The 25,387-nt window shown below is 40.2% G+C and carries 27 protein-coding genes, 1 pseudogene, 1 riboswitch and 1 other annotated feature; of the genes and pseudogenes, 12 read left to right on the top strand and 16 right to left on the bottom strand.

Going from position 1 to position 25,387, the window contains the following annotated elements; all coding sequences use genetic code 11:
* Entirely contained in the window at positions 1-195 is a 195-nt protein-coding gene (locus BSO02S_RS04800; RefSeq protein WP_066063317.1) for a hypothetical protein, read from the top strand.
* Positions 196-958: 763 nt separating this feature from the next.
* Here the strand turns inward: BSO02S_RS04800 and BSO02S_RS04795 are convergent.
* The 5 genes from BSO02S_RS04795 to BSO02S_RS04775 form a co-directional block, all read right to left on the bottom strand.
* The gene (locus BSO02S_RS04795; RefSeq protein WP_066063391.1) at positions 959-1,273 is read right to left on the bottom strand and encodes a rhodanese-like domain-containing protein; all 315 of its coding nucleotides are present in this window, start codon (positions 1,271-1,273) and stop codon (positions 959-961) included.
* 59 nt (positions 1,274-1,332) lie between these two features.
* Positions 1,333-3,750: a leucine--tRNA ligase gene (leuS, locus tag BSO02S_RS04790; protein ID WP_066063314.1), complete on the bottom strand. Its 2,418-nt coding sequence runs from the start codon at positions 3,748-3,750 to the stop codon at positions 1,333-1,335.
* 42 nt (positions 3,751-3,792) lie between these two features.
* Positions 3,793-4,018 (bottom strand) — a binding site (T-box leader).
* A gap of 159 nt (positions 4,019-4,177) precedes the next feature.
* Entirely contained in the window at positions 4,178-5,371 is a 1,194-nt protein-coding gene (locus tag BSO02S_RS04785; protein WP_066063310.1) for an MDR family MFS transporter, read from the bottom strand.
* Between the two features lie 368 nt (positions 5,372-5,739).
* On the bottom strand, positions 5,740-5,913 hold the full coding sequence (locus BSO02S_RS04780) for a glycogen biosynthesis protein GlgD (RefSeq protein ID WP_066063307.1): 174 nt from the start codon (positions 5,911-5,913) through the stop codon (positions 5,740-5,742).
* 16 nt (positions 5,914-5,929) lie between these two features.
* Entirely contained in the window at positions 5,930-6,190 is a 261-nt protein-coding gene (locus BSO02S_RS04775; protein ID WP_066063303.1) for a YtzC family protein, read from the bottom strand.
* A 187-nt stretch (positions 6,191-6,377) separates the two neighbouring features.
* On the opposite strand from BSO02S_RS04775, the gene mnmL reads away from it, so the two are divergent.
* Both mnmL and mnmM read left to right on the top strand, forming a co-directional pair.
* Entirely contained in the window at positions 6,378-7,328 is a 951-nt protein-coding gene (gene mnmL / locus BSO02S_RS04770) for a tRNA modification radical SAM protein MnmL/YtqA (protein WP_066063302.1), read from the top strand.
* Between the two features lie 11 nt (positions 7,329-7,339).
* Entirely contained in the window at positions 7,340-7,912 is a 573-nt protein-coding gene (gene mnmM, locus BSO02S_RS04765) for a tRNA 5-(aminomethyl)-2-thiouridylate-methyltransferase MnmM (protein ID WP_066063300.1), read from the top strand.
* Positions 7,913-7,937: 25 nt separating this feature from the next.
* Here the strand turns inward: mnmM and tbcS are convergent, their stop codons facing one another.
* Together tbcS and BSO02S_RS04755 are read right to left on the bottom strand one after the other, a co-directional pair.
* Positions 7,938-9,020: a tetraprenyl-beta-curcumene synthase gene (tbcS, locus tag BSO02S_RS04760; protein WP_066063296.1), complete on the bottom strand. Its 1,083-nt coding sequence runs from the start codon at positions 9,018-9,020 to the stop codon at positions 7,938-7,940.
* 112 nt (positions 9,021-9,132) lie between these two features.
* Complete coding sequence (locus BSO02S_RS04755) at positions 9,133-9,936, bottom strand: alpha/beta hydrolase (protein WP_066063293.1); 804 nt, start codon at positions 9,934-9,936, stop codon at positions 9,133-9,135.
* A 111-nt stretch (positions 9,937-10,047) separates the two neighbouring features.
* Between BSO02S_RS04755 and BSO02S_RS04750 the strand changes: the two genes are divergently transcribed.
* Positions 10,048-10,560: a gamma carbonic anhydrase gene (locus tag BSO02S_RS04750; RefSeq protein ID WP_066063290.1), complete on the top strand. Its 513-nt coding sequence runs from the start codon at positions 10,048-10,050 to the stop codon at positions 10,558-10,560.
* 175 nt (positions 10,561-10,735) lie between these two features.
* On the opposite strand, the gene asnB is transcribed toward BSO02S_RS04750, so the two are convergent.
* From asnB to BSO02S_RS04735, 4 genes are all read right to left on the bottom strand, one after another.
* Complete coding sequence (gene asnB / locus BSO02S_RS04745) at positions 10,736-12,640, bottom strand: asparagine synthase (glutamine-hydrolyzing) (protein WP_066063287.1); 1,905 nt, start codon at positions 12,638-12,640, stop codon at positions 10,736-10,738.
* Between the two features lie 472 nt (positions 12,641-13,112).
* A complete protein-coding gene (locus BSO02S_RS04740; RefSeq protein ID WP_066063284.1) occupies positions 13,113-13,343 on the bottom strand; it encodes a hypothetical protein in 231 nt (76 codons plus the stop codon).
* Between the two features lie 312 nt (positions 13,344-13,655).
* Positions 13,656-13,985, bottom strand: a complete 330-nt coding sequence (locus BSO02S_RS26880; protein WP_142303699.1) for a hypothetical protein — start codon at positions 13,983-13,985, stop codon at positions 13,656-13,658.
* A 143-nt stretch (positions 13,986-14,128) separates the two neighbouring features.
* Entirely contained in the window at positions 14,129-14,917 is a 789-nt protein-coding gene (locus tag BSO02S_RS04735; RefSeq protein ID WP_066063281.1) for a hypothetical protein, read from the bottom strand.
* 226 nt (positions 14,918-15,143) lie between these two features.
* Here BSO02S_RS04735 and BSO02S_RS26140 point away from each other — a divergent pair.
* Both BSO02S_RS26140 and BSO02S_RS26875 read left to right on the top strand, forming a co-directional pair.
* Positions 15,144-15,989: pseudogene (locus tag BSO02S_RS26140) on the top strand (transposase).
* 4 nt (positions 15,990-15,993) lie between these two features.
* Positions 15,994-16,146 carry a hypothetical protein gene (locus BSO02S_RS26875; protein WP_169802717.1) on the top strand — a complete coding sequence of 51 codons (153 nt, stop codon included), beginning with the start codon at positions 15,994-15,996 and terminating at the stop codon, positions 16,144-16,146.
* 82 nt (positions 16,147-16,228) lie between these two features.
* Here BSO02S_RS26875 and metK read toward each other — a convergent pair whose 3' ends face one another.
* Positions 16,229-17,428 (bottom strand): methionine adenosyltransferase, encoded by a 1,200-nt coding sequence (gene metK / locus BSO02S_RS04720; protein ID WP_066063275.1) that lies wholly within the window; start codon positions 17,426-17,428, stop codon positions 16,229-16,231.
* Between the two features lie 203 nt (positions 17,429-17,631).
* Positions 17,632-17,770: riboswitch (SAM riboswitch) on the bottom strand.
* A gap of 273 nt (positions 17,771-18,043) precedes the next feature.
* Here metK and pckA point away from each other — a divergent pair.
* Complete coding sequence (gene pckA / locus BSO02S_RS04715; protein WP_066063272.1) at positions 18,044-19,630, top strand: phosphoenolpyruvate carboxykinase (ATP); 1,587 nt, start codon at positions 18,044-18,046, stop codon at positions 19,628-19,630.
* 253 nt (positions 19,631-19,883) lie between these two features.
* On the opposite strand, the gene BSO02S_RS04710 is transcribed toward pckA, so the two are convergent.
* The gene (locus BSO02S_RS04710) at positions 19,884-20,126 is read right to left on the bottom strand and encodes a DUF2584 domain-containing protein (RefSeq protein WP_066063267.1); all 243 of its coding nucleotides are present in this window, start codon (positions 20,124-20,126) and stop codon (positions 19,884-19,886) included.
* A gap of 35 nt (positions 20,127-20,161) precedes the next feature.
* Entirely contained in the window at positions 20,162-20,956 is a 795-nt protein-coding gene (locus BSO02S_RS04705; RefSeq protein WP_066063264.1) for an alpha/beta hydrolase family protein, read from the bottom strand.
* A 124-nt stretch (positions 20,957-21,080) separates the two neighbouring features.
* Between BSO02S_RS04705 and BSO02S_RS04700 the strand changes: the two genes are divergently transcribed.
* The 3 genes from BSO02S_RS04700 to BSO02S_RS04690 are packed head-to-tail and all read left to right on the top strand — an operon-like array spanning position 21,081 to position 23,682.
* Positions 21,081-22,097, top strand: a complete 1,017-nt coding sequence (locus tag BSO02S_RS04700) for an ABC transporter substrate-binding protein (RefSeq protein ID WP_066063261.1) — start codon at positions 21,081-21,083, stop codon at positions 22,095-22,097.
* Positions 22,098-22,118: 21 nt separating this feature from the next.
* Positions 22,119-22,895, top strand: coding sequence for an ABC transporter ATP-binding protein (locus BSO02S_RS04695; RefSeq protein ID WP_066063258.1), 777 nt, complete (start codon positions 22,119-22,121; stop codon positions 22,893-22,895).
* The gene (locus BSO02S_RS04690; protein WP_066063255.1) at positions 22,876-23,682 is read left to right on the top strand and encodes an ABC transporter permease; all 807 of its coding nucleotides are present in this window, start codon (positions 22,876-22,878) and stop codon (positions 23,680-23,682) included. The genes BSO02S_RS04695 and BSO02S_RS04690 overlap by 20 nt, the downstream gene beginning before the upstream one ends.
* Before the next feature lie 19 nt (positions 23,683-23,701).
* On the opposite strand, the gene ytkD is transcribed toward BSO02S_RS04690, so the two are convergent.
* Positions 23,702-24,187: an RNA deprotection pyrophosphohydrolase gene (gene ytkD / locus BSO02S_RS04685; protein WP_066063252.1), complete on the bottom strand. Its 486-nt coding sequence runs from the start codon at positions 24,185-24,187 to the stop codon at positions 23,702-23,704.
* 86 nt (positions 24,188-24,273) lie between these two features.
* A complete protein-coding gene (locus BSO02S_RS04680; RefSeq protein WP_066063249.1) occupies positions 24,274-24,597 on the bottom strand; it encodes a hydrolase in 324 nt (107 codons plus the stop codon).
* A gap of 203 nt (positions 24,598-24,800) precedes the next feature.
* Here BSO02S_RS04680 and BSO02S_RS04675 point away from each other — a divergent pair, with 203 nt between their 5' ends.
* A complete protein-coding gene (locus BSO02S_RS04675; protein WP_066063246.1) occupies positions 24,801-25,058 on the top strand; it encodes a DUF6154 family protein in 258 nt (85 codons plus the stop codon).
* Between the two features lie 119 nt (positions 25,059-25,177).
* Positions 25,178-25,348, top strand: coding sequence for a YtzI protein (ytzI, locus tag BSO02S_RS26135; RefSeq protein ID WP_084374897.1), 171 nt, complete (start codon positions 25,178-25,180; stop codon positions 25,346-25,348).
* Positions 25,349-25,387: the final 39 nt, after the last annotated feature.

Raw genomic sequence — 25,387 nt, 5'->3', positions numbered from 1 at the left:
TTGGACAAAAAACAACGAATTTCTTGGGGTGTTAGCTTTGGCAGCTTGGCTTTAGTAGCTGGAATGGTCTCCTATCTTGGACTTTCCAATAGCGGTAATGCAAATAATCAAATGTCCTTTAATCAAGGGCAATCGCCTGATAATAATTCAAATCAGCCGTCAGAAGATAGCTTTAACTCACAGCGGGGTTATTGATTGGTACTGATTATCAAGGGGTTGTGGTTGCAGTTATGAATATTGTTCCATTACTTATTATGGGGATTATGCTGCGCAGCAGCTTTCGGCATCACATTAGAGGAGAGGATATAGTGAGTATTAGGTACTTGCATATTCCCCCCATAAATAACCAAGAACTTTTTTGAAAAATACCCTAAAATTAGGTCATAAATGAAAAAGATAATGACCTGAGCAAGGAAAGGACCCTGGCTTTTTAGCCTTTTAGTGAGGTGTTTCACCAAAGTTTGCGGGTGAAAAGGCAAGTGGTCGATAAAATGGGGAAAACGGTTGATAAATTCTAGAAACGGTTGATAAAATGTTCAATTCGGTTGATATATTCTAGGAATCGGTCGATAAATTGTAGAAAGCGGTTGATAAATCCCGAGGCAATCAAAAAGGGGAACTGAAAAGTGGTCCATGGGCAATGAATCCGGTCTAATAGAATACCAGTTCTTCATAATAGGAGGAAAGTGCGACGTAAGTATTCGGGATTTTCCGTAACCTCCAATTAATTTCCATGAATTGTCGTAAGTCACTGAAAATGTGTTGTAAGTCACTGAAAATGTGTTGTAAGTCTCTGGAAATATGTCGTAAGTCACCGAAAATATGTCGTATATGCCCTAAAAGTAAGACGCAATTGGCAGAAAATATGTCCTAATTGCCCATCAATATGTTGCAAATCACAAAAATAATGTCATAAATACAATTTTAAAAAAAGAAAACCGATTCCAAGTGGAATCGGTTATTCTACGTGTTCTGTCTCGCCTGTCCAAGCAAGCATGCCGCCAATCATATTGCGGACCTTATAGCCTTGTTCTTGAAGGTAATAGCCTACGTTTTCACTGCGTCGGCTCGAGCGGCAGATCAAAATATATTCCTTTTCCTTATCAAAGTAATCTAGATTGGCAGGAATATCGCCCATCCGAATATGCTTCGCCCCCGGTATCATCCCGTAAGCTACCTCTTCATCTTCCCTTACATCAACCAGCTCAAGTTTCTCCCCTGCCTTAAGCTTCTTCTCTAATTCTTCCGGTGTAATGATTTCTAATTCTTCCATCCCAATCATCCCTTTCAGAAAAACATCCCCCTTTATTGAACCGGGGGATGCCTATTGTTCTAGTTTGCTACGATATTGACAAGTTTACCCGGAACGGTAATGACCTTGCGAATCGTTTTTCCTTCGATTTGTTCCTTCACATGGTCATCGTCCATCGCGATTCCTTCTAATACTTCTTTGCTTGCATCCGTTGGTACCATGAGCTTAGTCTTTACCTTGCCATTTACTTGGATAACAATTTCAACTTCTGCTTCGACTAGCTTCGATTCATCATATGCAGGCCAAGTTTCATATGCAATTGTACCACCATGGCCTAACTTTTCCCAAAGCTCTTCTGCCACATGCGGGCAAACAGGTGCAAGTAATTTGACGAAGCCTTCGATATAATCCTTTGGAAGAACGGCTGCTTTGTAGGCTTCATTAATGAATACCATCATTTGCGAAATAGCGGTGTTAAATCTTAATCCTTCGTAATCCTCGGTTACCTTTTTCACGGTTTGATGATAAACCCGTTCCAAATCAGACCCTTCTTCGATGGACTGGATTTTTGGAGTTAATGATCCGTCTTCTTCCACTAGTAAACGCCAGATTCTGTCTAGGAAGCGGCGTGAACCATCCAAGCCGTTTTCGGACCAGGCAATCGAGGCATCAAGTGGTCCCATGAACATTTCATATAAGCGTAGTGTATCGGCTCCATGACTGTCAATGATATCATCAGGATTGACAACATTTCCTTTTGATTTACTCATTTTTTCATTGCCTTCGCCTAAAATCATCCCTTGGTTAAACAACTTTTGGAATGGCTCTTTTGTTGAAACAACTCCGATATCATACAAGAACTTATGCCAGAAACGTGCATAAAGCAAGTGTAGTACGGCATGCTCGGCGCCGCCAATGTAGATATCTACCGGAAGCCAATGTTTTAATTTTTCCTGGGAAGCAAGAGCCTGATCATTTTTCGGATCAATATAACGTAAATAGTACCAGCAACTGCCCGCCCATTGCGGCATTGTATTCGTTTCGCGGCGGCCCTTTTTACCAGTTTCCGGATCAACCACGTTTACCCAGTCTACAATATTAGCAAGTGGCGATTCTCCTGTTCCAGATGGTTTGATATCTTTTGTTTTTGGTAACATCAATGGAAGCTGATCATCAGGAACAGCTGTCATCGTGCCATCTTCCCAATGGATAATCGGAATGGGTTCACCCCAATAACGCTGACGGCTGAATAACCAATCACGTAAGCGGAAGGTTACTTTCTTCGTTCCGATCCCTTTCTCTTCAAGCCAGGCAATCATTTTTTGAATGCCTTCCGTCTTATTCAAGCCATTTAAGAAATCAGAGTTGATATGCTTTCCGTCCCCTGTATAGGCTTCCTTCTCGACATCCCCGCCTGCGACAACTGGTATAATCGTTAAATTGAATTCTTTGGCAAACTCGTAATCGCGCTCATCATGTGCGGGAACAGCCATAATCGCACCAGTTCCGTAGCTTACTAATACATAATCAGCAATCCAGATTGGCATTTTTTCGCCATTGGTGGGATTGATGGCATAAGCACCGGTAAATACGCCTGTTTTCTCTTTCGCAAGATCTGTCCGCTCAAGGTCACTCTTCGTCTTAACCTTATCTAAATAAGCATCGACTGCAGCGCGCTGTTCAGACGTTGTAATTTTATCAACAAAAGAATGTTCAGGGGCAAGTACTGCATACGTTGCACCGAACAGTGTATCCGGACGGGTCGTGAATACGTTGAACGTTTCATCGTGGCCATCGATTTGGAAGGTTACTTCCGCACCTTCAGAGCGCCCAATCCAGTTACGCTGCATTTCCTTCAAGCTTTCTGGCCAATCTAATTCCTCAAGATCTTCAAGTAAACGGTCACCGTAAGCGGTGATTTTTAACATCCATTGCTTCATCGGACGGCGCTCAACCGGATGTCCGCCACGTTCGCTTTTACCGTCGATAACTTCTTCATTAGCCAATACTGTTCCAAGTGCAGGGCACCAGTTCACCGCTACTTCATCAATATAGGCAAGGCCTTTTTCAAAAAGCTTTAAGAAAATCCATTGTGTCCATTTATAATATTCGGGATCTGTTGTATTGACTTCACGGTCCCAATCATAGGAGAATCCAAGCGCTTTAATTTGTCGGCGGAAGGTATCAATATTTTTCTTCGTAAACTCAGCTGGGTCGTTCCCTGTATCCAATGCGTATTGTTCCGCTGGCAGCCCGAAAGCGTCCCAGCCCATTGGATGAAGAACATTATAACCCTGCATCCGCTTTAAGCGGGAAAGAATATCGGTTGCTGTATAGCCTTCAGGGTGTCCAACATGGAGTCCTGCCCCCGACGGATATGGAAACATATCTAAAGCGTAGAATTTTCGTTTATCATATTCTTCACTTGTTTTGAATGTTTTTTCTTCTTCCCATTTCTTTTGCCACTTTGTTTCGATTTGTTGATGGTTAAAGTTCATCGTTTGTTCCTCCTAAAAAAAGTAAAAAATCCCCTCATCCCAAAAAGGGACGAGAGGATTGTATGTATCTTCCCGCGGTACCACCCACATTAGTGCTGTTTGCTTGCACTCGCTTCATTCATCCTTAACGCGGAAAACGGCAAACATTACTGTTCCTTCATGCTTGCAACTCATAGGCGAGTTCATGATCTACCCGGTTGACTTCCACCAGCCGTCAACTCTCTTTGTGCGGGTAAGAACCATTACTACTCCTAATCACTGTTTTTTAATATAAAAGTAATTAAAGTATTACGGTTATTGTATTAAATTTTTCGACGGTATGCAAGTAAACTTGCGCCTAAATTCAGGATGGACAGATTATCTCCCATTTAAACACAAAAAAAGACAATGGAGATATCCCCCACTGTCCTCCCCACGTGGACAAATGTTACATTTGTCCACGGACGGTGCCTGACACCACTTTCGTTTTTATACCTCGATCGTAGACCAAGGTGGTCACAATTGCGATGAGGAATAGTCCAATCAATACGATAAATAGTGCTGACATGCTGTATAGGTCAACAAGCATGCCTCCTAGTAATGGTCCAAGCATCCTCCCGCCTGTTGCGGTGCTGTTAACGATTCCCTGGTAGAAGCCTTCGCGGCCCTTTGGTGCTAAATTAAAGGCCACTGTAGGAACTGCAGGCCAGATGAACATTTCACCAATTGTTAAGATAATCATAGCCACTAGGAAGCCTGTAAATGCACTGACATAGCCAGCAACAATAAATGAAACTATAAAAATTCCGACACCAATTAACATTTGAATTTTTAATGTGGCCGTAAGATGCTTCAGCACACCATTTAAAACCGGTTGACCAACAACAATTAACGCACCGTTGATTGACCATAATAAACTATATTGCGTTAACGAAATGTGGATTTCCTGTGTATAGGTGGCAATTGTTGTTTGCCACTGGACATAGGCCACCCAGCACAGCATATAGCCTGTGCATAGAATCAATAATGCCTGTAGATTTTTTGTGTTTTTAACCATGGGACCTTCTATATCAATCGCAGCTTGTTTTCCCGAACTAGCCGAGATTCCCTTATATCCAAACACAGCTATTAGTAAAAAGATGATATACATGATTGTATTAGCAAGGAAGATTAGCTGAAAGGAGTACGCTGCAACAAGCCCACCAAGGGCTGCCCCCACTGCTACTCCAAGGTTTTGGGCAACATAAATAGCGTTAAAGGCTTTTCGACCGCCTTCTATCCAAACCGAACCTGCCATCGCAAACATCGCTGGAAAAACGATCCCTGAACCAAATCCCATGATAATTTGGAAGACAATGTATTCCGGCCAGCCATGCCAGAACGTTAATCCGACAAGAGCTGCCAGCGTAATACCAATTCCTAAAATGATAGATTTATAGCCGCCTATTTTATCAAAAAGACTGCCGCCGTAAAGATTGCCGATTACACTTGCCCCCGAATTAAGCATCAGGACAACTCCGGCAACCGATAATGATTTTCCTAAATGATCGTGAATATAGATTGTGTTTAAAGGCCATAAAAAAGAAGAGCCTGTTACATTCACTGCCATCCCGATGATTAAAAGCCATAAGGCACGTGGCATGAAAAACGCTCCTTCGCATTAAACTATTTCAATTACCAAAGATTTATTTTATTCCTTTTTCAGGTTGGGTGCAATCCTTTTTGATTTCCTGGACCGATGGGAAATGATTCCGCAGTATGCTAGTCTAATCGGCAGGTTATTTGGCTTCTGGAAAGTGGCCCTGGAAGAGTTGGCCAAAACGCATAATACGGGCTCTTTCCGAAAATTTCTTAATCCTTCTAAGCGGGACGAATAAGAATATAATAGAAGAGTCTATTTTTTAGTACTACTTGATAACAGAGGCGAATGACGCTTTTGGGAGCTATTTTTCATGTAATGGAAAACAAAAAAATCCCTCAACAATTGTTGAGAGATTCGTACTTTTTGGTTTATTGTCCATTTTCTTGATGGAATTTCGATTTGACAGGCTGGCCGCCTGTTTTTTCATAGACCTTTTTTGCTTGTTTCACAAGATCAAAATCCTGCCCAATTTCGAGATCTTGATTATTAATACCATTACGGGTTTTTTGTTCAGGGTTTTGCTGCTTGGATCGTTTTTTCAAAAGGTTTCTCCTCCTCTTATTGCCCTAGAATCATCGCGTTCTGCAACTGCTGAATCTGCAGCCTCATTCGATGGAGTTGTTCCCGTTGCTGCGAATTTGCACTATGTGCCATCTTGGCAATATCCTGGTAGGTTCCTTCAATTTGTTGCAGCGCTTGTGTGAAATTATCGTTATTATATTGCTCTTGAAGGTTGCTTTGTTTGTATTGTTCCTCGGCATATCGAATTGAATCCTCAACCTGCTGCATTAAATTATCCATTGAATCGCGAGTAGCCATTCTTCGATCCCCCTTCATGTTGTTGCCGCATATCTACATTGAAGCAAACAGCTTCATAACTTATTGTGTTCTCCATTCTTTTTCCTATAACATAAAAACTCCTGCCAAATTTTTTTACAGTTGGATATGCTTTTCCCTTCATGATAAAATTTAGGTTATGTATTAAAAACCAAAGGAGATTTTCTGAATGCTTCACACGAAACCTTTCTTATACGCCACAGATGATAAACGATATCATACATGGAATTACCACCTTCGCGGCCAATTTGGCCATAAGGTATTTAAGGTAGCCCTTGATGGCGGCTTTGATTGCCCAAACCGTGATGGTACGGTCGCACATGGCGGCTGCACCTTTTGCAGCGCGTCTGGATCAGGGGATTTTGCCGGCAATCGTGTTGAGACCCTGGAAACACAATTCAACGAAATAAAGGAAAAAATGCACACTAAATGGAAAGATGGCAAATACATGGCCTACTTTCAGGCGTTCACAAATACCCATGCACCTGTTGACGTACTACGTGAAAAATATGAAACCGTACTTAAGCAGGAAGGTGTCGTCGGTTTGTCAATTGCAACCCGTCCTGATTGTCTTCCTGATGATGTCGTTGAATATTTGGCTGAATTAAACGAAAGAACGTATTTATGGGTAGAGTTAGGGCTGCAAACGGTTCACGAACAGACTGCATCACTGATCAATCGGGCCCATGATTTTCAATCCTATCAAGAAGGTGTCAAAAAACTAAGAAAACACGGGATTCGCATTTGCACGCATATTATTAATGGGCTGCCGCTCGAATCCACTGAAATGATGATGGAAACTGCCCGTGAAGTGACTAAATTGGATGTCCAAGGAATTAAGATTCATTTGCTCCATTTGCTAAAAGGCACGCCAATGGTCAAACAGTATGAAAAAGGCATGCTGGAATTTCTTTCGCAAGAAGACTATGTAAAGTTAGTATGCGATCAATTAGAAATTTTACCACCGGAAATGATTGTTCATCGCATTACCGGTGATGGACCGATTGACCTAATGGTCGGCCCAATGTGGAGTGTGAATAAGTGGGAAGTATTAAACTCCATTGATGCGGAACTGAAAAGAAGAGACAGCAGGCAGGGGAAATTTTACAAAGGTAACTAGGTGAAGGAAACATGAAAATGAAGCGGATTCTACCTTTTGCAAATGATTTACTCGAAAAAGCGGTTAAACCCGGAGATATCGCTGTTGATGCAACCATTGGAAATGGGTATGATACTGTGTTTTTAGCAGGACTCGTTGGGGAAAACGGGAGGGTTTACGGCTTCGATGTGCAAGAAGAAGCAATTGCTTCAAGCAAGAAGCGGTTAACCCAGCAGGGCTTGTCGGAGCGGGTGACCATTTTTCACGGAGGGCACGAAAACCTGTCTACATTGATTCCTGCCGATGATCACGGCAAGATAACAGGGGCGATTTTCAACTTAGGCTACCTGCCTGGCAGCGATAAAACCATTGTCACCCGTCCTGAAACAACAATTGCTGCAACAAAGCAGTTATTGGAGATGATGGCACCTGAAGGCATTATCATCCTTGTCATTTACCATGGACACAAAGGCGGTGTTGAGGAACGGGATTCGTTGCTGGGCTATTGTCAGCAAATTGATCAACATACTGCCCATGTACTCCAATATCAATTTATTAATCAGCAAAATCATCCCGCCTTTATCATTGCGATTGAAAAGATCTAAAAAACCAGGGCCAATACCTGGTTTTTTATTTTGCCAGCATTCTTGTGACAAACGCTGGCACAGATTTTTGAAATGACCGATAGGCAAGGCCGTTAAAATAAAAGAAATAGCTGACCCAGCCTCCGGATTTAATGATTCCTTTTGCAAGCTTACGAACATCCTTTTGTTTACGTACCTTCGCATCCGATAAATAAATCCCTAATAAGCCGCGATTAATAAGTTGATGGAACTTTTTATGCGGAAGGTATTCCGTATGCCGGTCGGCCTCGACAACAAAATGCTTTAAGCGCTTAAAAAGTGTTTCTTGACTATCATAGTAGGCACAAAAATTTAAGTCCCCTCCGGCAATATCTTCTTCCTGGTCAATAAAATAATCCAAAAGAATATGTAGACCCTGAATATATGGAAAATAACCTTTACGAATATTGTCAGCATCACTCACCTGAAAATCTTCACGCATCGCATACGAAATTAAACAAAAAATCCCCAATGTCGAACCGGAACAGGCCGAGAACTCAAACCATTCCATCTCAGGAAGATGCTGTTGGTTGCTTTGATACCACGTTTCTAGACGGGGGACCCGCTCCTCCTGAACGACATGCTTATGAATTTGCAATGCACAATAATATTCACAGAGTTCAAGAAGATAACCCTTGATGACATCATAATGCTTTAATTCCCTAAGAACAGAACGGCAGGTTTCCGATAAATCATTTAAGTACCCGCCATCATCTTGATCTTCACGAAGCCGGTAATAGTTTTTCTTCTTAGCATCTATGCTAAGCGCATCTGACATCGATTCATGCAGTGCCGAAAAATCGTCAGGATCCAAAGATGTACTTCGGTCGCAAAGATTATCTAAATAATCGCTGATCGTTTGATAGGCAACGATAAACTTTACCGCTTGTTTATACTCCTCTTTGGCAGTGAGGGCAAGGATAGATCCTCCCTCACAGTGGAACGTCTTATGCTCAATGCTTGCTAAAGCCTGACCTCTTAGCTCTGAATTTGGGATCTGTTCTGCACGGCTTTTCCAATAGGCCAATTCTTGATGGGCAGCTGGAAGTATTTTGCGATAAACCCGGGACATAAGAGTGATTGGCATCATGGAAACAACAACCTTTCTATTTAATAAAAATTTACATATTGTACTTTGAAATTTGTCCAACTTAAGTGACCAGCGACTTGTGGACTTCGAAAAACGGTCGCTTACGCTTTTCTTATACGATATATCCGATTGATTTTAATTGACTATTAACGAAATCCTTGGCGTATTCAAATACCTCTTCCCGCTCCGGTTCATTAAAGATTTCGTGGTAGCACTTCGGCCACACTTTAAATCTTTTTTCTGATAATGGAACGTGATTGAACCACTCCTTGACGGTGTCTTTATTAACAATCTTGTCATCTCCGCCTTGCATGACAAGCATCGGGATATCCTGTGTTTTTCCGATAACCTGGAAGGCTTCTTTCATAGCACTTGCCAGTTCCCGGTACCATCTGACTGAAATTTTTGTGACGTAAAGAGTATCATTCGAATCAGCCTCACGAACTTCATCGTTTCTTGTCGCCATTTGGACAGTCAAGCCGGAGTCCATTCGTAACGATGGAAAAACCACATTTAAAACACGGGAGAGAACATCCAAAATTTTCGAAGGGGATTGAACCAATCCTAAACAAGGGGAAGAAAGAATCACTCCTGCGATATTCAATCTTTCTTCCTGTAAGAGGCGGATTGAAATTAGCCCACCCATACTGTGTCCAAGTAAAAAAACTGGTAAGTCATAACGATAAGCCGCTTGGATCCAATCCTTCACCTCAATGATATATTCATCGAAGGAATCTATATGGCCGCGGTTGGCTCTAGTTGTCATCCCTTGCCCCGGGAGATCAGCCATAATAACATGAAATCCTGAGGAACGCCACATTTCAATCAGCCAGCCATAGCGGCGATGATGCTCCATAGCCCCATGAACCATGACGATGACAGCCTTAGCTTCCCCTTCTGCTTCCCACTTCCACATATTTCTTCCCCCTAGATAGCAATTGTTGAAATTTTTATTCATTTTACTATAAACTTATTGAATGGCAGTTTATTTTTTAAAAAAGTAAACTCATAAAAAGGAGCGAATAAGATGATTTATCCATTTAAAGATAAGTATCCCCTGATTGCTGAGACAGCATTTATTGCCGATTATGTAACGATAACTGGTGATGTGGAAATCGGTGAAGAGTCAAGTGTCTGGTTTAATACGGTGATTAGAGGGGATGTAGCCCCAACCATTATCGGTAATAAAGTAAATATCCAAGACAACTCTATTTTACACCAAAGCCCCAATAACCCGCTAATTTTAGAAGATGAAGTGACCATTGGACATCAAGTGACCCTTCATAGCTGTATCATTAGAAAAAAGGCCTTAATTGGGATGGGGTCCATTATCCTTGATCAAGCCGAAATCGGCGAAGGCGCTTTTATCGGAGCCGGAAGCCTTGTTCCACAAGGAAAGAAAATTCCCCCTAATACTTTAGCATTTGGCAGACCGGCCAAAGTTATTAGAGAATTAACACCAGAAGATATAAAAGATATGGAAAGAATCTCTACAGAATATGCGGAGAAGGCCCAATATTATAAGTCATTGCAATCTTAATTTAATAAAATCATCTAGAAATAAATTTATTGGCTCATTTTATTTGTTTTATGGCTGATTTTTGAGATGATTGGCTCATTTTTAGCGAGTATTGGCTCATTTTCCGTCATTTATGGCCTTTTTAATAAAAGATGGTAAAAAAAGCACCCATCACAATGAATGGGTGCTTCCAAAATTAGTGTTTCATTGTTTGTAATTCTTTTTTAAGAGCAAAATCTCGTTGAAAGGAATAGACATCCTCAACATAAACCTGATGCCAAACCATGAACATCAGCACTGTCCAAATTTTTCGGCTGTTATCAGCCTTGCCTTGGCAATGGTCCTCAAGCAATCGCAATACGTACGTTTTATTGATTAAATGATCCGTATTGCTTTCACGGATTATTTTTTTCGCCCACTCGTTCATTTCATTCTTTAACCAGTGGCGAATCGGCACAGGGAAGCCCAGTTTCTTGCGATCAAGCACATGTGCCGGTACAACGCCTTCCGCTGCTTTACGCAAAATATATTTCGTCGTGCCATGAACCGTTTTCAAGCTGGTTGGAATTTTCGATGCCACCTCAAAGACGGCTTTATCAAGGAAGGGAACGCGAAGCTCCAACGAATGGGCCATCGTTACTCTATCTGCCTTTAATAAGATATCACCGCGCATCCATGTATGAATATCAATATACTGCATCCGGTCAACTGGATCATAACCCTTAGATTCCTCATAGAGCGGCTTCGTAATATCCAAATAGTTTAAGCCTTCATGGTAAACATTTAATAAATCACGTTTTTCTACTTCCGTAAACATTTTTGCATTCCCGATATAGCGCTCTTCCATCGGTGTGACGCCGCGTTCGATAAAGCTTTTACCTCTCATCCCTTCAGGCATGATGTTAGCAATCCATTTTAAGAGTATTTTTCCTACTCTTGGGATTTTATTAAACACCTCTAAGGACTGGGGTTCGTGGTAAATATTATAACCGCCAAACAACTCATCAGCACCTTCACCAGAAAGAACAACCGTTACGTGCTTTCTTGCCTCACGTGCCACAAAATAAAGCGGCACACAGGCTGGATCTGCCAGCGGGTCATCCATATGCCACATGATTTTCGGAATTTCGTTCATATATTCCTGTGGTGTAATCACATAACTAATATTTTCGACGCCAAGCTTATCAGCTGTTTCCTTCGCCACATCAATTTCACTGAAGCCATTGTGTTCAAAGCCAACAGAGAAGGTTTTAATACCCGGGTGATATTCTTTGGCAATCGATGCAATGATGGAAGAGTCAATCCCTCCAGAAAGGAACGAACCAACGGGAACATCACTGCGCATATGCATTTTAACCGAGTCAAAGAGGACATCTTTAATTTCTTTGATAAAATCAGGTTCTGATTTATGGACCGGCGTAAATTGCGCCTTCCAATATTTTTTAATTTCCATGTTAGCGCCAATTTTTTTCGTAAAATAATGACCTGGCTCTAATTTTTTTATTCCCTCTGACATCGTGTATGGTTCAGGAACAAATTGATACGTTAAATAATGCTGCAAGGAATCATAGTTAATCACATCGTTTTCGAGAGCAAGCAAAATACTTTTTTTCTCAGATGCGAAGAAAGTTCGATCCCCATCTTCAAAATAAAAGAATGGTTTGATTCCAAACGGATCACGCGCGCCATAAAGCGTTTGTTCTTGTTTATCCCAAATAACGAATGAAAACATGCCGCGTAATTTATCAACTGCTTTTTCCTTTAAGTGACTGTAAAGAGCGATAATAACCTCAGTATCAGAACTCGTTGCAAACTCCAAGCCTTCTTTAAGAAGCTCTTCGCGCAGCTCTACATAGTTATAAACCTCGCCGTTAAAAATAATCCAGTAACGCTCGTTCTCATACGTTAGGGGCTGATGGCCGCTCTCAATATCAATGATACTCAAGCGCCGGAAACCAAATTGAATATGGTCATCATAATAAAATCCATCATCATCCGGGCCGCGATGGGTGATGATATCGTTCATATTTTTAAATTGCTGTTTTTGTTCATCACTATAGTTTTGTGCTTTGTCGTGTACACAACCTATAAAACCGCACATTATGTACCTCACCTACTCCATTCTAAATATCCTTTATAAGGACGGTTTGCAAAAAAACATACTCACTTATACTACCACTTTTTATTAAAAAAAGGCACTGAGAACATAAGGAAATTTAGTGTTTATTCATTATTTACTTCTATTGACCTACTTAAACATTTTATTCCAATTAATCCTTATTAACGGGGAGTACATCTTTCAAAGTGGTAATTGGACATTAATTTCCATATTCCTGAAGTACATAAATTAAACACATCGGGGTCTGGGTTCTAGTGGAATGGGCTGAAGTAATATACGCAAGAATTCAACCACATTTCAGGGGGGAAAAGTAGCATTCGGCAGACCATTTAACACACCTTCTGAAGGTTCATTTGGGTTTCAAAATAAATCTGCAATCCAGGCAATTGAATCTGATTCCCTCGCGATTGAGCTTAGGGTCTGCCCTAAGCTCTACTATTTTCAAATATTTAGTTCAACTAATTTGACTTCTCCAAAGTTTTATTATTGCATCTATTACAGTACCAACAAAAAGTAGAATTACTCCACCAATAATAAATGCATATTGTCTAACAGTATGTTCAATTATAATATTTTCACATTCTCCAGTACGGCAACCTGAAACCCACGATTGAGTCCACCCATATATTATAAAGATAATTCCAAATAAAAACGCAAGACCGCATAGCCAATTTAAATACTTCAATATAAAAGTTACACCTCCTGAAAAAACAGTTTGTCTGTAATACCAAGCTGTTGAGCGAGTGTTAATTCTCCCTTTCCTTTTGAGTTTATTCCTAAACAAAAGTTATAGTAGGTTCGTAAGATGGTGACAGCCATCTATGCATATTTGCGGCTAAAGTTTGCATAGATGAATTTTTTTCTTTAAAGGGTCCCGTCATTAAAATGGGAGTTACAACGGTAAGCTCACTTTCATAACAGGACCCTAAAAAAAAACTAAAAAAGATTGGCTTTCCAACAATTTTTCATACCCTTTACGAGCAACAAAAACCCGTTATTATTTTACCTTATAGTAAAGAGTGTTATTGAAGGTAAAGTCTTTTGTAAGAGCTGGAGTAGGCACCCCACCATTAATTGAAGTACTTCTCACAAAATATTCCCAACGAACCTTATAACCATTTTCACCTACATTAATGTTTGATGAATCTGTTTGTATTACGCTGCGTGTTTCATAGTAATCATCGGCTGTTACTAAATGGTACAAATACTTATCCCAATCCACGTTAAATTGTTGAGACCTTTTACTTCCTGTATAGTCAAACGAATAATAATTATTATCTTTTTCAGTAAACCTTTTTGTTTCAGGTGGGCTATAGTTAATCGTCATAGGAGTATTTGGTATAGTGTATGACCATGAGAAAAATATGTTGCTTTTCTTCTTATCTGTTTTATTTCCTACAAAAGTAGTAGTAACTGATTTTAAAAATTGTCCTTTATCTGTTGCGGAATAAAATTTTGCACCTAAAATTTCTAAGCTCGATTTGGAATAAGTTTTCTTCTTTCCTTTTCTACCACACTAGTAGAATTATTAATTACCTTTAATTTAGTTGTCCATTGTTCATTGGATGCTGATCTCAGAACAGATTCTGGCCAGTTAAAGAAAATTCCAACATCCATTGTTTCAGTATATTTTGTATCCCAAACGTTAAATGATCTTGTAATTCTCTCGGTATAATTTGTGTTATATACCATGGGTCTTATTATTGCTGCTTTCATTGGTTCACTTTCAAGTACTTCTGTGAACCAGTATGGATGATATGACAAACATAAAGTATCTTCATCATCTTCCGCAGCAACTACTCTATATTTATAAGAAAATTCAATAATATCTTCATTTTCTTTTAAATATATCTTTACATCATTGCTATAAACATAGATACTAACAACCTCATAGAGGCCAAGGGTTTCATTGACGTTTATCAATTCATCATCGCTTATATCAGCTGTTATATCAAAAGGTTGGTCACCAATTTCACCAGTAATATTAAAATTGGTTTCATCTAATGAAAAGTCGTTTGCATTACTCGCTAAACTTTCTGAACTCTCAGAAGATAATGTATCTCCTTCATACTTATTTCCCTGGTGTAAGATTGCTTCTGAAAATAATAGACTTTCATGAAATCTATCTTGCCAATCACCCTTGAATCCCTGCTGTAAGATTGCTTGAGATTTGTTCATTGTTTGTCCTTTAGCATTCGAAATGTTAAAACCAGTAGAGATTAATAGAATTGTTAAAATAGTAAAAAATAATTTCTTCAAAATAACTTCCCCTATTTCTATTTCTGTATTTTATTACCAAACATAGAATATCATTATAATTGGGCATTCTGCAATAATTATTTTTAATTTATTTTATTTTTGCAATATACTGAAAATGGGGTAAATTATAATAATATTGAGATAAATTTTGGATGAGCTACACTTAACTAGACAGATATTTTAGGGCCAAGTAGACTACAGATAATATAGCTGAGGAGAATCTACGATGACTAAAAGAGAGAGAAGAACCTTTTCCGAGGAATTTAAAAATCAAATGGTACAACTATATCCGAATGGCAAACCAAGAAAGGATATATTTCGTGAGTACGATCTGACTCCGTCCTCTTTAGATAAATGGATTGGGCAAAACAAAACTACTGGTTCATTTAAGGAGAAAGGCAACCAAACCCCAGAAGAACTTGAATTGAACAAACTGGGTAAGGAAAATAAGCAACTGTTGATGGAGAACGATATTTTAAAGCAAGCTGCGCTGATACTAGGACGAAAGTATATGTGATCCGGAATAACTGAGACAAATACTCGATATCAGCAATGTGCAAAGTCCTTCAACTACCTAAAGCCACCTAGCCGTCAAAACTATGGAACTTGTAAAATAAAATTTGAATTAAAAAAGCAAGGGAAAATTATCTCAAGACGACGAATCGGCTGGATTATGAACGAACAGGGCCTTGTCACTACCTATACCGTAGCTCAGTTTAAGCCACAAACGAAAACGTGTAATGAATCAGCCCAGGCTAATGAACTGGACCGTGAGTTTAAACAGGACGAGCAGTTAAAGGCAATTGTAAGCGATTTGACATATGTAAGAGTCGATAAAAGATATTAAACGTTCCCTTAGTATGAAAGGTTACCCATATGATAATGCGGTGGCTGAAGCCTAGTTTAAAATCATTAAAACAGAATTTGTAAAAGAGCGTTCTTTTCATTCCTCGGAGAATCTGACACGTGAGTTACAAGATTATCATTGGTTTAATCATCTTCGATTCACGGAACGCTAGACTATTTAAGCCATATTGAATATAGACTTACACACCTTAAAAAGATTGTCTAGTTCGGTGTTGACAATCCAGAAGGGATTGGCAAACAGTCATGCTTCCAGCCCGCGGAGGGCAATCGTTGAATTTACCTTAGCGAAGGAAGGCTACTACCAGAATGTTCCCTACCAATTCAATCATGCAACAGAAGGAGCAGTCGGTGCATCACATTAAGATTATTGGAAAAGTCTTGAAAAGTTAATTTCACTTTATAATAAAAAAGGAGAGTCACATTTACATGCAACTCACCTTTTTATTATCGATTTGCTTGTTCGCGTAATGAATCTGCTTTATCGGTACGCTCCCAAGGAAGGTCCACATCGGTACGGCCGAAGTGACCGTATGCAGCCGTCTGCTTGTAGATTGGACGGCGAAGGTCGAGCATGTTAATGATTCCTGCTGGGCGAAGGTCAAAGTTTTCGCTAACAAGATTAACTAATACTTCTCCACTCACTGTTCCTGTGCCAAATGTGTCAACCGAAATGGAAACAGGTCTAGCCACACCAATAGCATAGGCAAGCTGCACTTCTACTTTATCAGCAAGGCCCGCAGCAACGATGTTTTTAGCGACATAACGAGCTGCATAAGCTGCAGAACGGTCAACCTTTGTTGGATCCTTACCAGAGAAGGCACCGCCGCCATGACGCGCATAGCCGCCGTACGTATCAACAATAATTTTACGACCGGTTAAGCCGGCATCCCCTTGTGGTCCGCCAATAACGAAACGGCCAGTCGGATTAATGAAATATTTTGTGTTTTCATCGATTAGTTCTTTTGGTACAACCGGGTTAATGACATATTCTTTCAGGTTACGTTGAATTTGCTCTAACGTTACCTCTGGATTATGCTGAGTAGAAATAACAATCGTATCAATGCGCACGGGCTTGTCATTTTCATCATACTCCACGGTTACTTGCGTTTTTCCGTCTGGACGAAGGTACTCAAGTACCTTATCTTTACGTACTTCTGTTAATTTACGGGCAAGCTTATGTGCTAAGGATATCGGAAGTGGCATAAGCTCTTTCGTTTCATTGCAGGCATAACCAAACATTAAACCTTGGTCCCCGGCCCCAATGGCTTCGATTTCTTCATCAGACATATGGCCTTCACGTGCTTCAAGTGCCTGATCAACACCCATCGCGATGTCGGGAGACTGTTCGCCAATCGAAGTTAATACAGCACAAGTTTCGGAGTCAAAGCCGTATTTCGCACGATCGTAACCAATCCCTTTAATCGTTTCACGAACAATTTTTGGTATGTCCACGTATGTAGACGTAGTGATTTCGCCAGCAACGAGAACTAATCCGGTAGTTACTGAAGTTTCAGCCGCAACTCGAGCATTAGCATCCTTTGCCAAAATGGCGTCTAATATGGAATCAGAAATTTGGTCACACATCTTATCAGGATGACCTTCAGTGACTGATTCAGAAGTGAACAAACGCACGTTTCTTGACATCTGAATTCCTCCTATAATATGAGATAATCGAGGTTTCATGAAGGTTACAGGAATACTTCGTGAAACTCGTGAATTGATACGGTACTCATTCCCCTTAGTATGAAATAAACAAAGGATTTTTATGATAGACTCTTTTCATAAAAGGACTTATACAAAACAAAAAACCTTACCACTATCGAGGAAAGGTTGTTCCGGGCCTTTCGCTCTTATCGTTCAAGGCGCGAGCCTTGCGTCAGATTAGCACCTTTGCACTTGAAAAAGGACCTATTTTAGGTCATCCTTTTCATATTGCAGGTTGCTGGGTTTCATAGGGCCTGTCCCTCCACCAGCTCAGGATAAGAGAGTATCCGTTCAAAGTAGAATAATACTCCACAATATCGAACAATGTCAATGAATTTTTAAAGATTTTTTCAGAAAAAGCCTTACGAAAAATCTTACGATGATTTTGTTCATTTTTCCATTACTAAATAATTTCCATAACTCAAATGAAATAAAGTGAATAATGAAAAAAGGACAACCTAATTTCATTGAATAGTATAGACTAATGGAATCAATGTGTTATACTATTTATTATCATTTACATTAAAAAACCAAAATAAAGGTAGGGTTCTTTATATGAATTCTGTTCAAATTCCAAATGAATTACAGCAATTGTTAAAAGAAAGCCATGTCCACGTGCAATTATCCGTTCCACAATTAGTTGAAAAAATATTAAGCAGGAACGAAGGAACATTAACCTCAACTGGAGCGGTTCGCGTTTCTACTGGTAAATATACAGGTCGCTCGCCACAGGATAAATTCATTGTCATGGAAGAGTCCACAAAGGATAAAATAGCCTGGGGTCCGACCAATCAAGCAATTTCTGAAGAGGCGTTCACTAACCTATATCATAAAGTCCTTGAGTACTTAAAACAACTAAATGAAATCTACGTATTTAAAGGCTTTGCCGGAGCGGATAAGAAGTCCCAATTGCCCATTCAAGTTGTCAACGAATTGGCCTGGCATAATTTATTCGCCCATCAGTTGTTCATTCGCCCTGCTGAGGACGAATTGCTGGGACATGATGCTGGATTTACGGTGATTTCCGCACCTAATTTCAAGGCAGACCCTGAAATCGACGGCACAAATTCAGAAACCTTTATAATCGTCTCCTTTGAACGTAGAATCATCTTAATTGGTGGGACAGAATATGCAGGTGAAATGAAAAAGTCTATTTTCTCGGTGATGAATTATTTGCTGCCTGAAAACAATATTTTCTCCATGCACTGCTCAGCGAATGTTGGCCAGGAAGGGGATGTTGCTTTATTTTTTGGTTTATCCGGAACCGGTAAAACAACTCTGTCTGCTGATCCAAATCGCCGTCTTATTGGTGATGATGAGCATGGCTGGTCATCCAATGGTGTCTTTAATATTGAGGGCGGCTGCTACGCCAAATGCATCAATCTAACGCGTGAAAAAGAGCCACAGATTTTTGATGCGATTCGCTTTGGCACCGTGCTTGAAAATGTAACGATGAATCAGGAATCTAGGATACCAGATTATGATGATGGGACATTGACAGAAAATACCCGAGCAGCTTATCCAATCGATGCGATTGATAATATCATCCTGCCAAGTATTGCCGGTCATCCAAATACGATTGTTTTTCTAACGGCCGATGCCTTCGGTGTATTACCACCAATTTCAAAGCTAACAAAAGAACAGGCGATGTATCACTTTTTAAGCGGGTATACCTCTAAACTTGCTGGAACGGAACGTGGTGTGACATCACCGGAAGCTACCTTCTCAACATGTTTTGGTGCTCCCTTCCTGCCACTTCCTGCCACACGTTATGCTGAAATGCTTGGTGAAAAAATACTTGAACATAACGCAAATGTATTTTTGGTAAATACAGGCTGGACCGGCGGCGAATACGGTGTCGGCAATCGAATGAAGCTTTCCTACACAAGAGCCATGGTTCAGGCCGCCCTTGAAGGCGAACTAAATCATGTAGAATCGGTTAAGGATGAAATCTTCGGCTTAAATATTCCGCTTCATATTGCCGGTGTCCCTGATGATGTCCTTCAGCCAAATAAAACATGGGCAGACCCGCAGGCCTACGAGGAAAAAGCTAAGGAACTTGCCGGGAAGTTCCGTGAGAACTTTAAGAAATTTAGTAATGTAGCTGTGGAAATTGAGGAAAAAGGCGGCCCTCTTGCTTAAATAATCTTGTTAACCAAAAGAGCGATTCCTTTGCGGGATCGCTCTTTTAGATTATTGATCTGTTGGTTTCCGATAACGACCAGATTGGAATATCCCATCACACCTAAACTATATCGACCGGTCGGACTAATTTTTCCTATCTTTGGGCTTTATGAGCCCTCCTTATCGACCGCCAAGCATCTTTTTTCCTGTCTTTGGGCTTTATCAACACTCATTCATCCAAAAGAAAAAGCTGGTATTCAACATCCCCTGCTTAATTCGTTGAATTTAATGATACCAATTGATAGGTTAATGTCGTTGTGTTATTTTGCCACTCCACTTTTTTTATCAATGCCGTTCCACTTGAATCACTATCCATCGTTTTTCTAACATCAATGGGAATCTCGATCGGATAAAGTCTGTATCCTTCTTTTTCTAACAAGAAGACGTTTTCCTCTACCCTCTTCTCTCTTCCTTTTGTTACAATCATCGTGTTTAATTCAAGGGGCATGCCCATAATAAATCCGCTCCTCTGCTTGTATTAACTATATATTACCATCTTTTGCTTTGCTTTTTCATCCAATTTGAGAGATCTTGAACGACTTTTCTATTTACGGCAGGTGGAAAATAATGCGTAAACTCATCAAAATACCAACAATCGACCGGTTTTTCTAATGCCCTTAGCCTTCGTTCCAGCCTGTAGGCGTGCTCCACGGAAACATTATGATCGTTAACACCATGAATAATAAGCACAGGAGCCTCCAGCTTTTCTAACTGAAAAAGGGGTGTTCTATCTTGATAACGTTCAGGATACTTTGCAGGTGTGCCACCAATGACCCTTTTCATCATTTTGCGTAAATCCTTCCGTTCCATATATGTAAGCGACATATCACTGACTCCGCCCCAGGTCACAACAGATACTGCTTCCGGATAGTGGAGCCCCGTCAGCAGCGCCATTACGCCGCCCCGCGAAAAACCAAAGATATGAATATCCCGTACCCTCTGAAGCGATTTTAGCAATAAAAAGGCAGAAAAAGCATCCTCCCGGTCATCCCCGCCAAAATCCTCATTACCCTCCCCGCCTTGGTTTCCACGATAAAAAGGGGCAAAAACAATAAAGCCCTCAGCCGCAAACTGGGCAATCCTTGCCGGCCTGACCTTGCCGACATTTTTAATACCGCCGCGCAGGTAAAGAAACCCATCAAAAGTTCCTTCCCCAATCGGTTCCGCCAGCATTCCCTTCACTCTTAATCCATTGGAGAAATAAGTAATTACCTTCAACTCCACCAATGGATTTGGCGAAGGAAAGCGAGTCATTTCGAGGATTTCTCCACTGTTCTGATTCATCTACAATCTTCCCTTCTACATTTCTCAAAATTTATCGAATAGGCATTCACACATTTCCCTCCTCTTCATAGGATATCTTAGGCAATTAGCCTATTTTTTTACGGTAAAAAGGGAGGTCCCGTTCATGAAAAAATGGTTAAAATTCAGTTTCTCCTTTCTTCTCATTGCTCTACTTATGTTTTCTGTAGCCGCTTGTACCAACGATTCCAATGATAAAACAAAGAAGCTGCAAAAGGTTACAATCGGTGAGGTTACCCGGTCCATTTTCTATGCCCCTCAATACGTTGCCTTAGCAAAAGGATATTTCAAGGCTGAGGGTTTAGACGTTACCTTAACGACGACGGCTGGCGGTGACAAAACGATGACAGCCTTGCTCTCAGGTGGGATTGATGTTGCTTTGGTAGGCTCCGAAACATCCATTTATGTTTACGCCCAAGGGTCTAATGACCCCGTTATCAATTTTGCCCAAGTAACACAAACCGATGGTACATTCCTTGTTGCCAGGGATAAAATTGATAATTTCTCTTGGGATCAATTAAAAGGAAAGACCTTCTTAGGCCAGCGGAAAGGCGGCATGCCGCAAATGGTTGGTGAATTCGTGTTAAAGAAGCATGGCATCGACTCTCATAAAGATTTAACTCTCATTCAAAACATCGATTTTGCTAATATTGCCAATGCCTTCGCCTCCGGAACAGGTGAATTTGTTCAATTATTTGAACCAACAGCCAGTATTTTTGAAAAAGAAGGGAAAGGTCATATTGTTGCTTCATTCGGTAAAGAATCTGGCCATGTTCCCTATACAACCTTTATGACCAAAGAAAGCTATATGAAAGAAAACAAAGCAACGGTTGAAAAATTCACAAGGGCTATTTACAAAGCACAGCAGTGGGTTCAATCCCACAGCGCTGAGGAAATTGCCAAAGCAGTTGCACCGTATTTCCCGGATACAGACCCGGAAATTATGAAAACTGTGGTTGAGCGCTATAAGTCTCAGGGCTCTTTTGCAACAGACCCGATTCTTGATGAAGAAGAGTGGACCAATCTTCAGAACATCATGAAAGAGGCAGGCGAACTTCCAAAAAAAGTAGACCATAAAACGCTCGTAAACACTGAGATTGCTGAAAAGGTCATCAAAAAATAACGAGAAAGGAAGGCCGTTCATATGAGCTTCCTGCAAGTTCTAGATATACATCACACTTATTTCACCAAAACCTCTGCCACCACGGCCCTCTCCGATATAACATTCAAGGTTGAGGAAGGGGAATTAATCTCCCTCCTCGGCCCAAGTGGCTGTGGAAAAACGACCTTGTTATCGATTATTTCTAGTTTGCTCAGACCGACACATGGAACCGTCTTGTTAGAGAATAAACCAATATCTACCTCCAAAAGGCAAATTGGCTATATGCTTCAGCAAGATTATTTGTTTCCTTGGAAAACGATAGAAGAAAATATCCTGATTGGACTGAAATTATCAAAGCAATTAAATGAGAAAACAAAGTCGATTGCTTTAAAACTTTTAAACCAAATCGGATTAAACGGGGTAGAAAAACAGCTGCCAAAGCAATTATCAGGCGGGATGAGGCAGCGGGTAGCCCTCGTCCGAACGCTCGCAACGGAACCAAAACTACTCATGCTTGATGAGCCCTTTTCCGCTCTCGATTATCAAACAAAGCTTAAGCTTGAGGATTTAGTTTCGCTTACCTTAAAGGATTTTGGCAAGACAGCTATTCTTGTTACCCACGATATTGGTGAAGCCATCGCGATGAGTGATCGCATCTTTTTGTTTTCACCAAGTCCTGGCCGGCTCTTTAAAACGTTTCACATTCCAGAAGAACTAAGAAAATTGTCCCCCTTTGAGACAAGGAATCATGAAACATATTCAAAAATCTTTCAAACAATCTGGAAGGAGCTGGAGTCTCTTGAGCCAGAAAAAGAATAGGACGGAGCTCCTTCATCAAACCTATGTTCACTCCTTAAAAATTGAGCGAAGATGGATACGTTCTTATCAAGCCATCATTTTTATTGTCTTTTTCTCGAGCTGGGAACTAGCTAGTCAAAAACAATGGATTGACCCATTACTATTCAGTTCGCCTTCGAAAATATGGCTATTACTTTTAGATAAGCTTCAAGATGGGTCATTAGCCGCAAACATAGGAGTAACCTTAACAGAAACCGTTTTCGGCTTTATTCTTGGTACGTTACTTGGAACGGTATTAGCCGCAATTCTTTGGTGGTCTCCAATGGTATCAAAAATTCTTGACCCCTATCTTGTTATCTTAAATTCGATGCCCAAAGTTGCACTAGGTCCAATTTTAATTGTCGCCTTGGGTCCCGGCTATCCATCAATTATTGCTATGGGTGCGATTATTTCAGTCATCATTACGACCATCGTTGTTTATACCTCATTTAAAGAGGTCGACCCGAATTATTTAAAAGTGCTCCGAACCTTCGGGGCAACGCGCCTACAATGCTTTAAAGAAGCGATCCTGCCTGCAAGTTTTCCGACAATTATTTCTACCTTAAAGGTGAATGTCGGCCTGTCATGGGTCGGTGTCATCGTTGGAGAATTCCTGGTCTCCTCGAAAGGGCTTGGTTACATGATTATTTACGGCTTTCAAGTATTTAACTTCACACTCGTTTTCCTATCACTTTTGGTGATTGCTGTCTTTGCCACCATCATGTACCAGCTCGTTGCACTCTTGGAAAAGAAAATAGTTAAAGAATAGTGGATTGCTTTGATTTCCGCTATTCTTCTGTGTTTAGTTGTTGGTTATGTTTAATATGGTTAATACATTCCTCAACTACTTGGTCCTTCATGATAAAGCTGTAATCAGCCCTCTGCCGGAGCTGCAAAATATCCCCTTTGACGGTAACAGGTCCATTGGTTTCCAAATAGGTGTCGGCAGTCTCTACCCTCTTTACTTTTCCCCAAAAAACAGCCTTTACAAATGGCTGCGTATTATCAAAGACTTTGTAGGCAGCAATATATTTAAGGTCACTAAGGATGGCACCCGTTTCCTCATAAACTTCTCTCCTAGCCGCTTCTTCCAGTGTTTCTGCTGATTCCACTTTGCCTCCAGGGAACTCCAGACCTCTTTGTTTATGATTGGTCAATAACCACTCATCTCCAGATTGGCATATAACCAGGACATGTTTTGCTGCTTCATGAAAGGCCCTTTCGGAAAAAGATAGTTCAACCCTATTCCCGTTACGATCGATAAACTGTATCATATACATACCCGCCTCAATTTTTTTATGCTTTTATTATAAGCGAAAAAAAAGAAAATCCCAGTGTAAGGATTTTCTTAACGTTGTTTTTATTCTTGTATTGGCAATATATTCATACTTTCAATATGAGTTTTAGCTTCTTCATCACCAAGATTATGAAGCATTCCATACACCTGTTGAATGGTGCTATCGTACGCATCATTTGGCTTGTCATGATGATATTCGAGATACGGAATATGCGCTCTAACAAAGGTTTTCATCTCATTTGAATAGTTTTGATTAAATAATTCGCGGAGCTGGGCGACTTCCCCATCATCGGCTAGTATTTTATAGTTCCATGATGAACCTGTCGCACTTTGCGAAATTTCGCCTGTTCCAACATCTACATAATAAGTCTTCTTTTGATTAACCATTATGTCATCCCCTTTTAATCTTTAGTAATCCACAAATAATAAAAATTTATTCTTTTTCATATTTCGACTCATTTTTCAGAAATGAATACGCTATAATATACATACGATCAAAGAAACAGACTTTTCAGTCAATTTACAAAAAGCTTTGATAGGATTATTTTATCTTTATAAGGGAATTGAATAATTAAAAGGAGGTGTAACCAATGAAATTAGTCGATGAATTGTATGAGATGTACCGAAATAAGCTTACAGGTGATGAAGAAGATATTGACATGCTGGCCTTTGCCTTTTTAGAAGAAATGTCACATGAGGACCTGCTAGCTTTAATTCAAGAGATGGATAAACAGGAGCTATACAATTTAATGGGGATTTATTTAATCGAAAGCTTAAAAGGAAAGTTTGCCAAAGAGGAATACGGTCAACATCGCACAAGTACTTATCATCCTAGAAATATTCATTGATTTTACATAATAACATTCAAAAGGAAGCCTGCTTCCTTTTTTCTTTTTGCCAAAATCGAAGCATTAAATAAAATTAAATTGCAAATCATGATACAATATAGCGGTAAAGGAGGAGAAAAATGTACACGGTATTAGTAGTTAGTATTATTATTGTCTTCGTTGTTTTGCTGCTAGCGGTCATTACCACCTCAAAAGCCTACACTATTAAGCATACAATCGACCCAATAGAAAATAATCCTTATAATGACCAGGAAAACAACCAGCAAGAGCAAGAGCAAAAGAAGGCGTAAAAAAATTCCTATTCATACTTTGAATAGGAATTTTTTTAT

The organism is Neobacillus soli NBRC 102451, from assembly GCF_001591665.1.
GTDB lineage: Bacteria > Bacillota > Bacilli > Bacillales > Cytobacillaceae > Neobacillus > Neobacillus soli.
Note: the sequence above shows the minus strand (reverse complement) of the source record. Positions and strands in the feature narration are given on the sequence as shown.

What these genes read in the sequence shown, in the direction of transcription:
- BSO02S_RS04795 (WP_066063391.1), bottom strand. Translation starts at nt 1,273, where the DNA reads ATGGAAGAATTAGAAATCATTACACCGGAAGAATTAGAGAAGAAGCTT.
- leuS (WP_066063314.1), bottom strand. Translation starts at nt 3,750, where the DNA reads ATGAACTTTAACCATCAACAAATCGAAACAAAGTGGCAAAAGAAATGG.
- BSO02S_RS04785 (WP_066063310.1), bottom strand. Translation starts at nt 5,371, where the DNA reads ATGCCACGTGCCTTATGGCTTTTAATCATCGGGATGGCAGTGAATGTA.
- BSO02S_RS04775 (WP_066063303.1), bottom strand. Translation starts at nt 6,190, where the DNA reads ATGGCTACTCGCGATTCAATGGATAATTTAATGCAGCAGGTTGAGGAT.
- mnmL (WP_066063302.1), top strand. Translation starts at nt 6,378, where the DNA reads ATGCTTCACACGAAACCTTTCTTATACGCCACAGATGATAAACGATAT.
- mnmM (WP_066063300.1), top strand. Translation starts at nt 7,340, where the DNA reads ATGAAAATGAAGCGGATTCTACCTTTTGCAAATGATTTACTCGAAAAA.
- tbcS (WP_066063296.1), bottom strand. Translation starts at nt 9,020, where the DNA reads ATGATGCCAATCACTCTTATGTCCCGGGTTTATCGCAAAATACTTCCA.
- BSO02S_RS04755 (WP_066063293.1), bottom strand. Translation starts at nt 9,936, where the DNA reads ATGTGGAAGTGGGAAGCAGAAGGGGAAGCTAAGGCTGTCATCGTCATG.
- BSO02S_RS04750 (WP_066063290.1), top strand. Translation starts at nt 10,048, where the DNA reads ATGATTTATCCATTTAAAGATAAGTATCCCCTGATTGCTGAGACAGCA.
- asnB (WP_066063287.1), bottom strand. Translation starts at nt 12,640, where the DNA reads ATGTGCGGTTTTATAGGTTGTGTACACGACAAAGCACAAAACTATAGT.
- BSO02S_RS26880 (WP_142303699.1), bottom strand. Translation starts at nt 13,985, where the DNA reads ATGACGATTAACTATAGCCCACCTGAAACAAAAAGGTTTACTGAAAAA.
- metK (WP_066063275.1), bottom strand. Translation starts at nt 17,428, where the DNA reads ATGTCAAGAAACGTGCGTTTGTTCACTTCTGAATCAGTCACTGAAGGT.
- pckA (WP_066063272.1), top strand. Translation starts at nt 18,044, where the DNA reads ATGAATTCTGTTCAAATTCCAAATGAATTACAGCAATTGTTAAAAGAA.
- BSO02S_RS04710 (WP_066063267.1), bottom strand. Translation starts at nt 20,126, where the DNA reads ATGGGCATGCCCCTTGAATTAAACACGATGATTGTAACAAAAGGAAGA.
- BSO02S_RS04705 (WP_066063264.1), bottom strand. Translation starts at nt 20,956, where the DNA reads ATGAATCAGAACAGTGGAGAAATCCTCGAAATGACTCGCTTTCCTTCG.
- BSO02S_RS04700 (WP_066063261.1), top strand. Translation starts at nt 21,081, where the DNA reads ATGAAAAAATGGTTAAAATTCAGTTTCTCCTTTCTTCTCATTGCTCTA.
- BSO02S_RS04695 (WP_066063258.1), top strand. Translation starts at nt 22,119, where the DNA reads ATGAGCTTCCTGCAAGTTCTAGATATACATCACACTTATTTCACCAAA.
- ytkD (WP_066063252.1), bottom strand. Translation starts at nt 24,187, where the DNA reads ATGATACAGTTTATCGATCGTAACGGGAATAGGGTTGAACTATCTTTT.
- BSO02S_RS04680 (WP_066063249.1), bottom strand. Translation starts at nt 24,597, where the DNA reads ATGGTTAATCAAAAGAAGACTTATTATGTAGATGTTGGAACAGGCGAA.
- BSO02S_RS04675 (WP_066063246.1), top strand. Translation starts at nt 24,801, where the DNA reads ATGAAATTAGTCGATGAATTGTATGAGATGTACCGAAATAAGCTTACA.
- ytzI (WP_084374897.1), top strand. Translation starts at nt 25,178, where the DNA reads ATGTACACGGTATTAGTAGTTAGTATTATTATTGTCTTCGTTGTTTTG.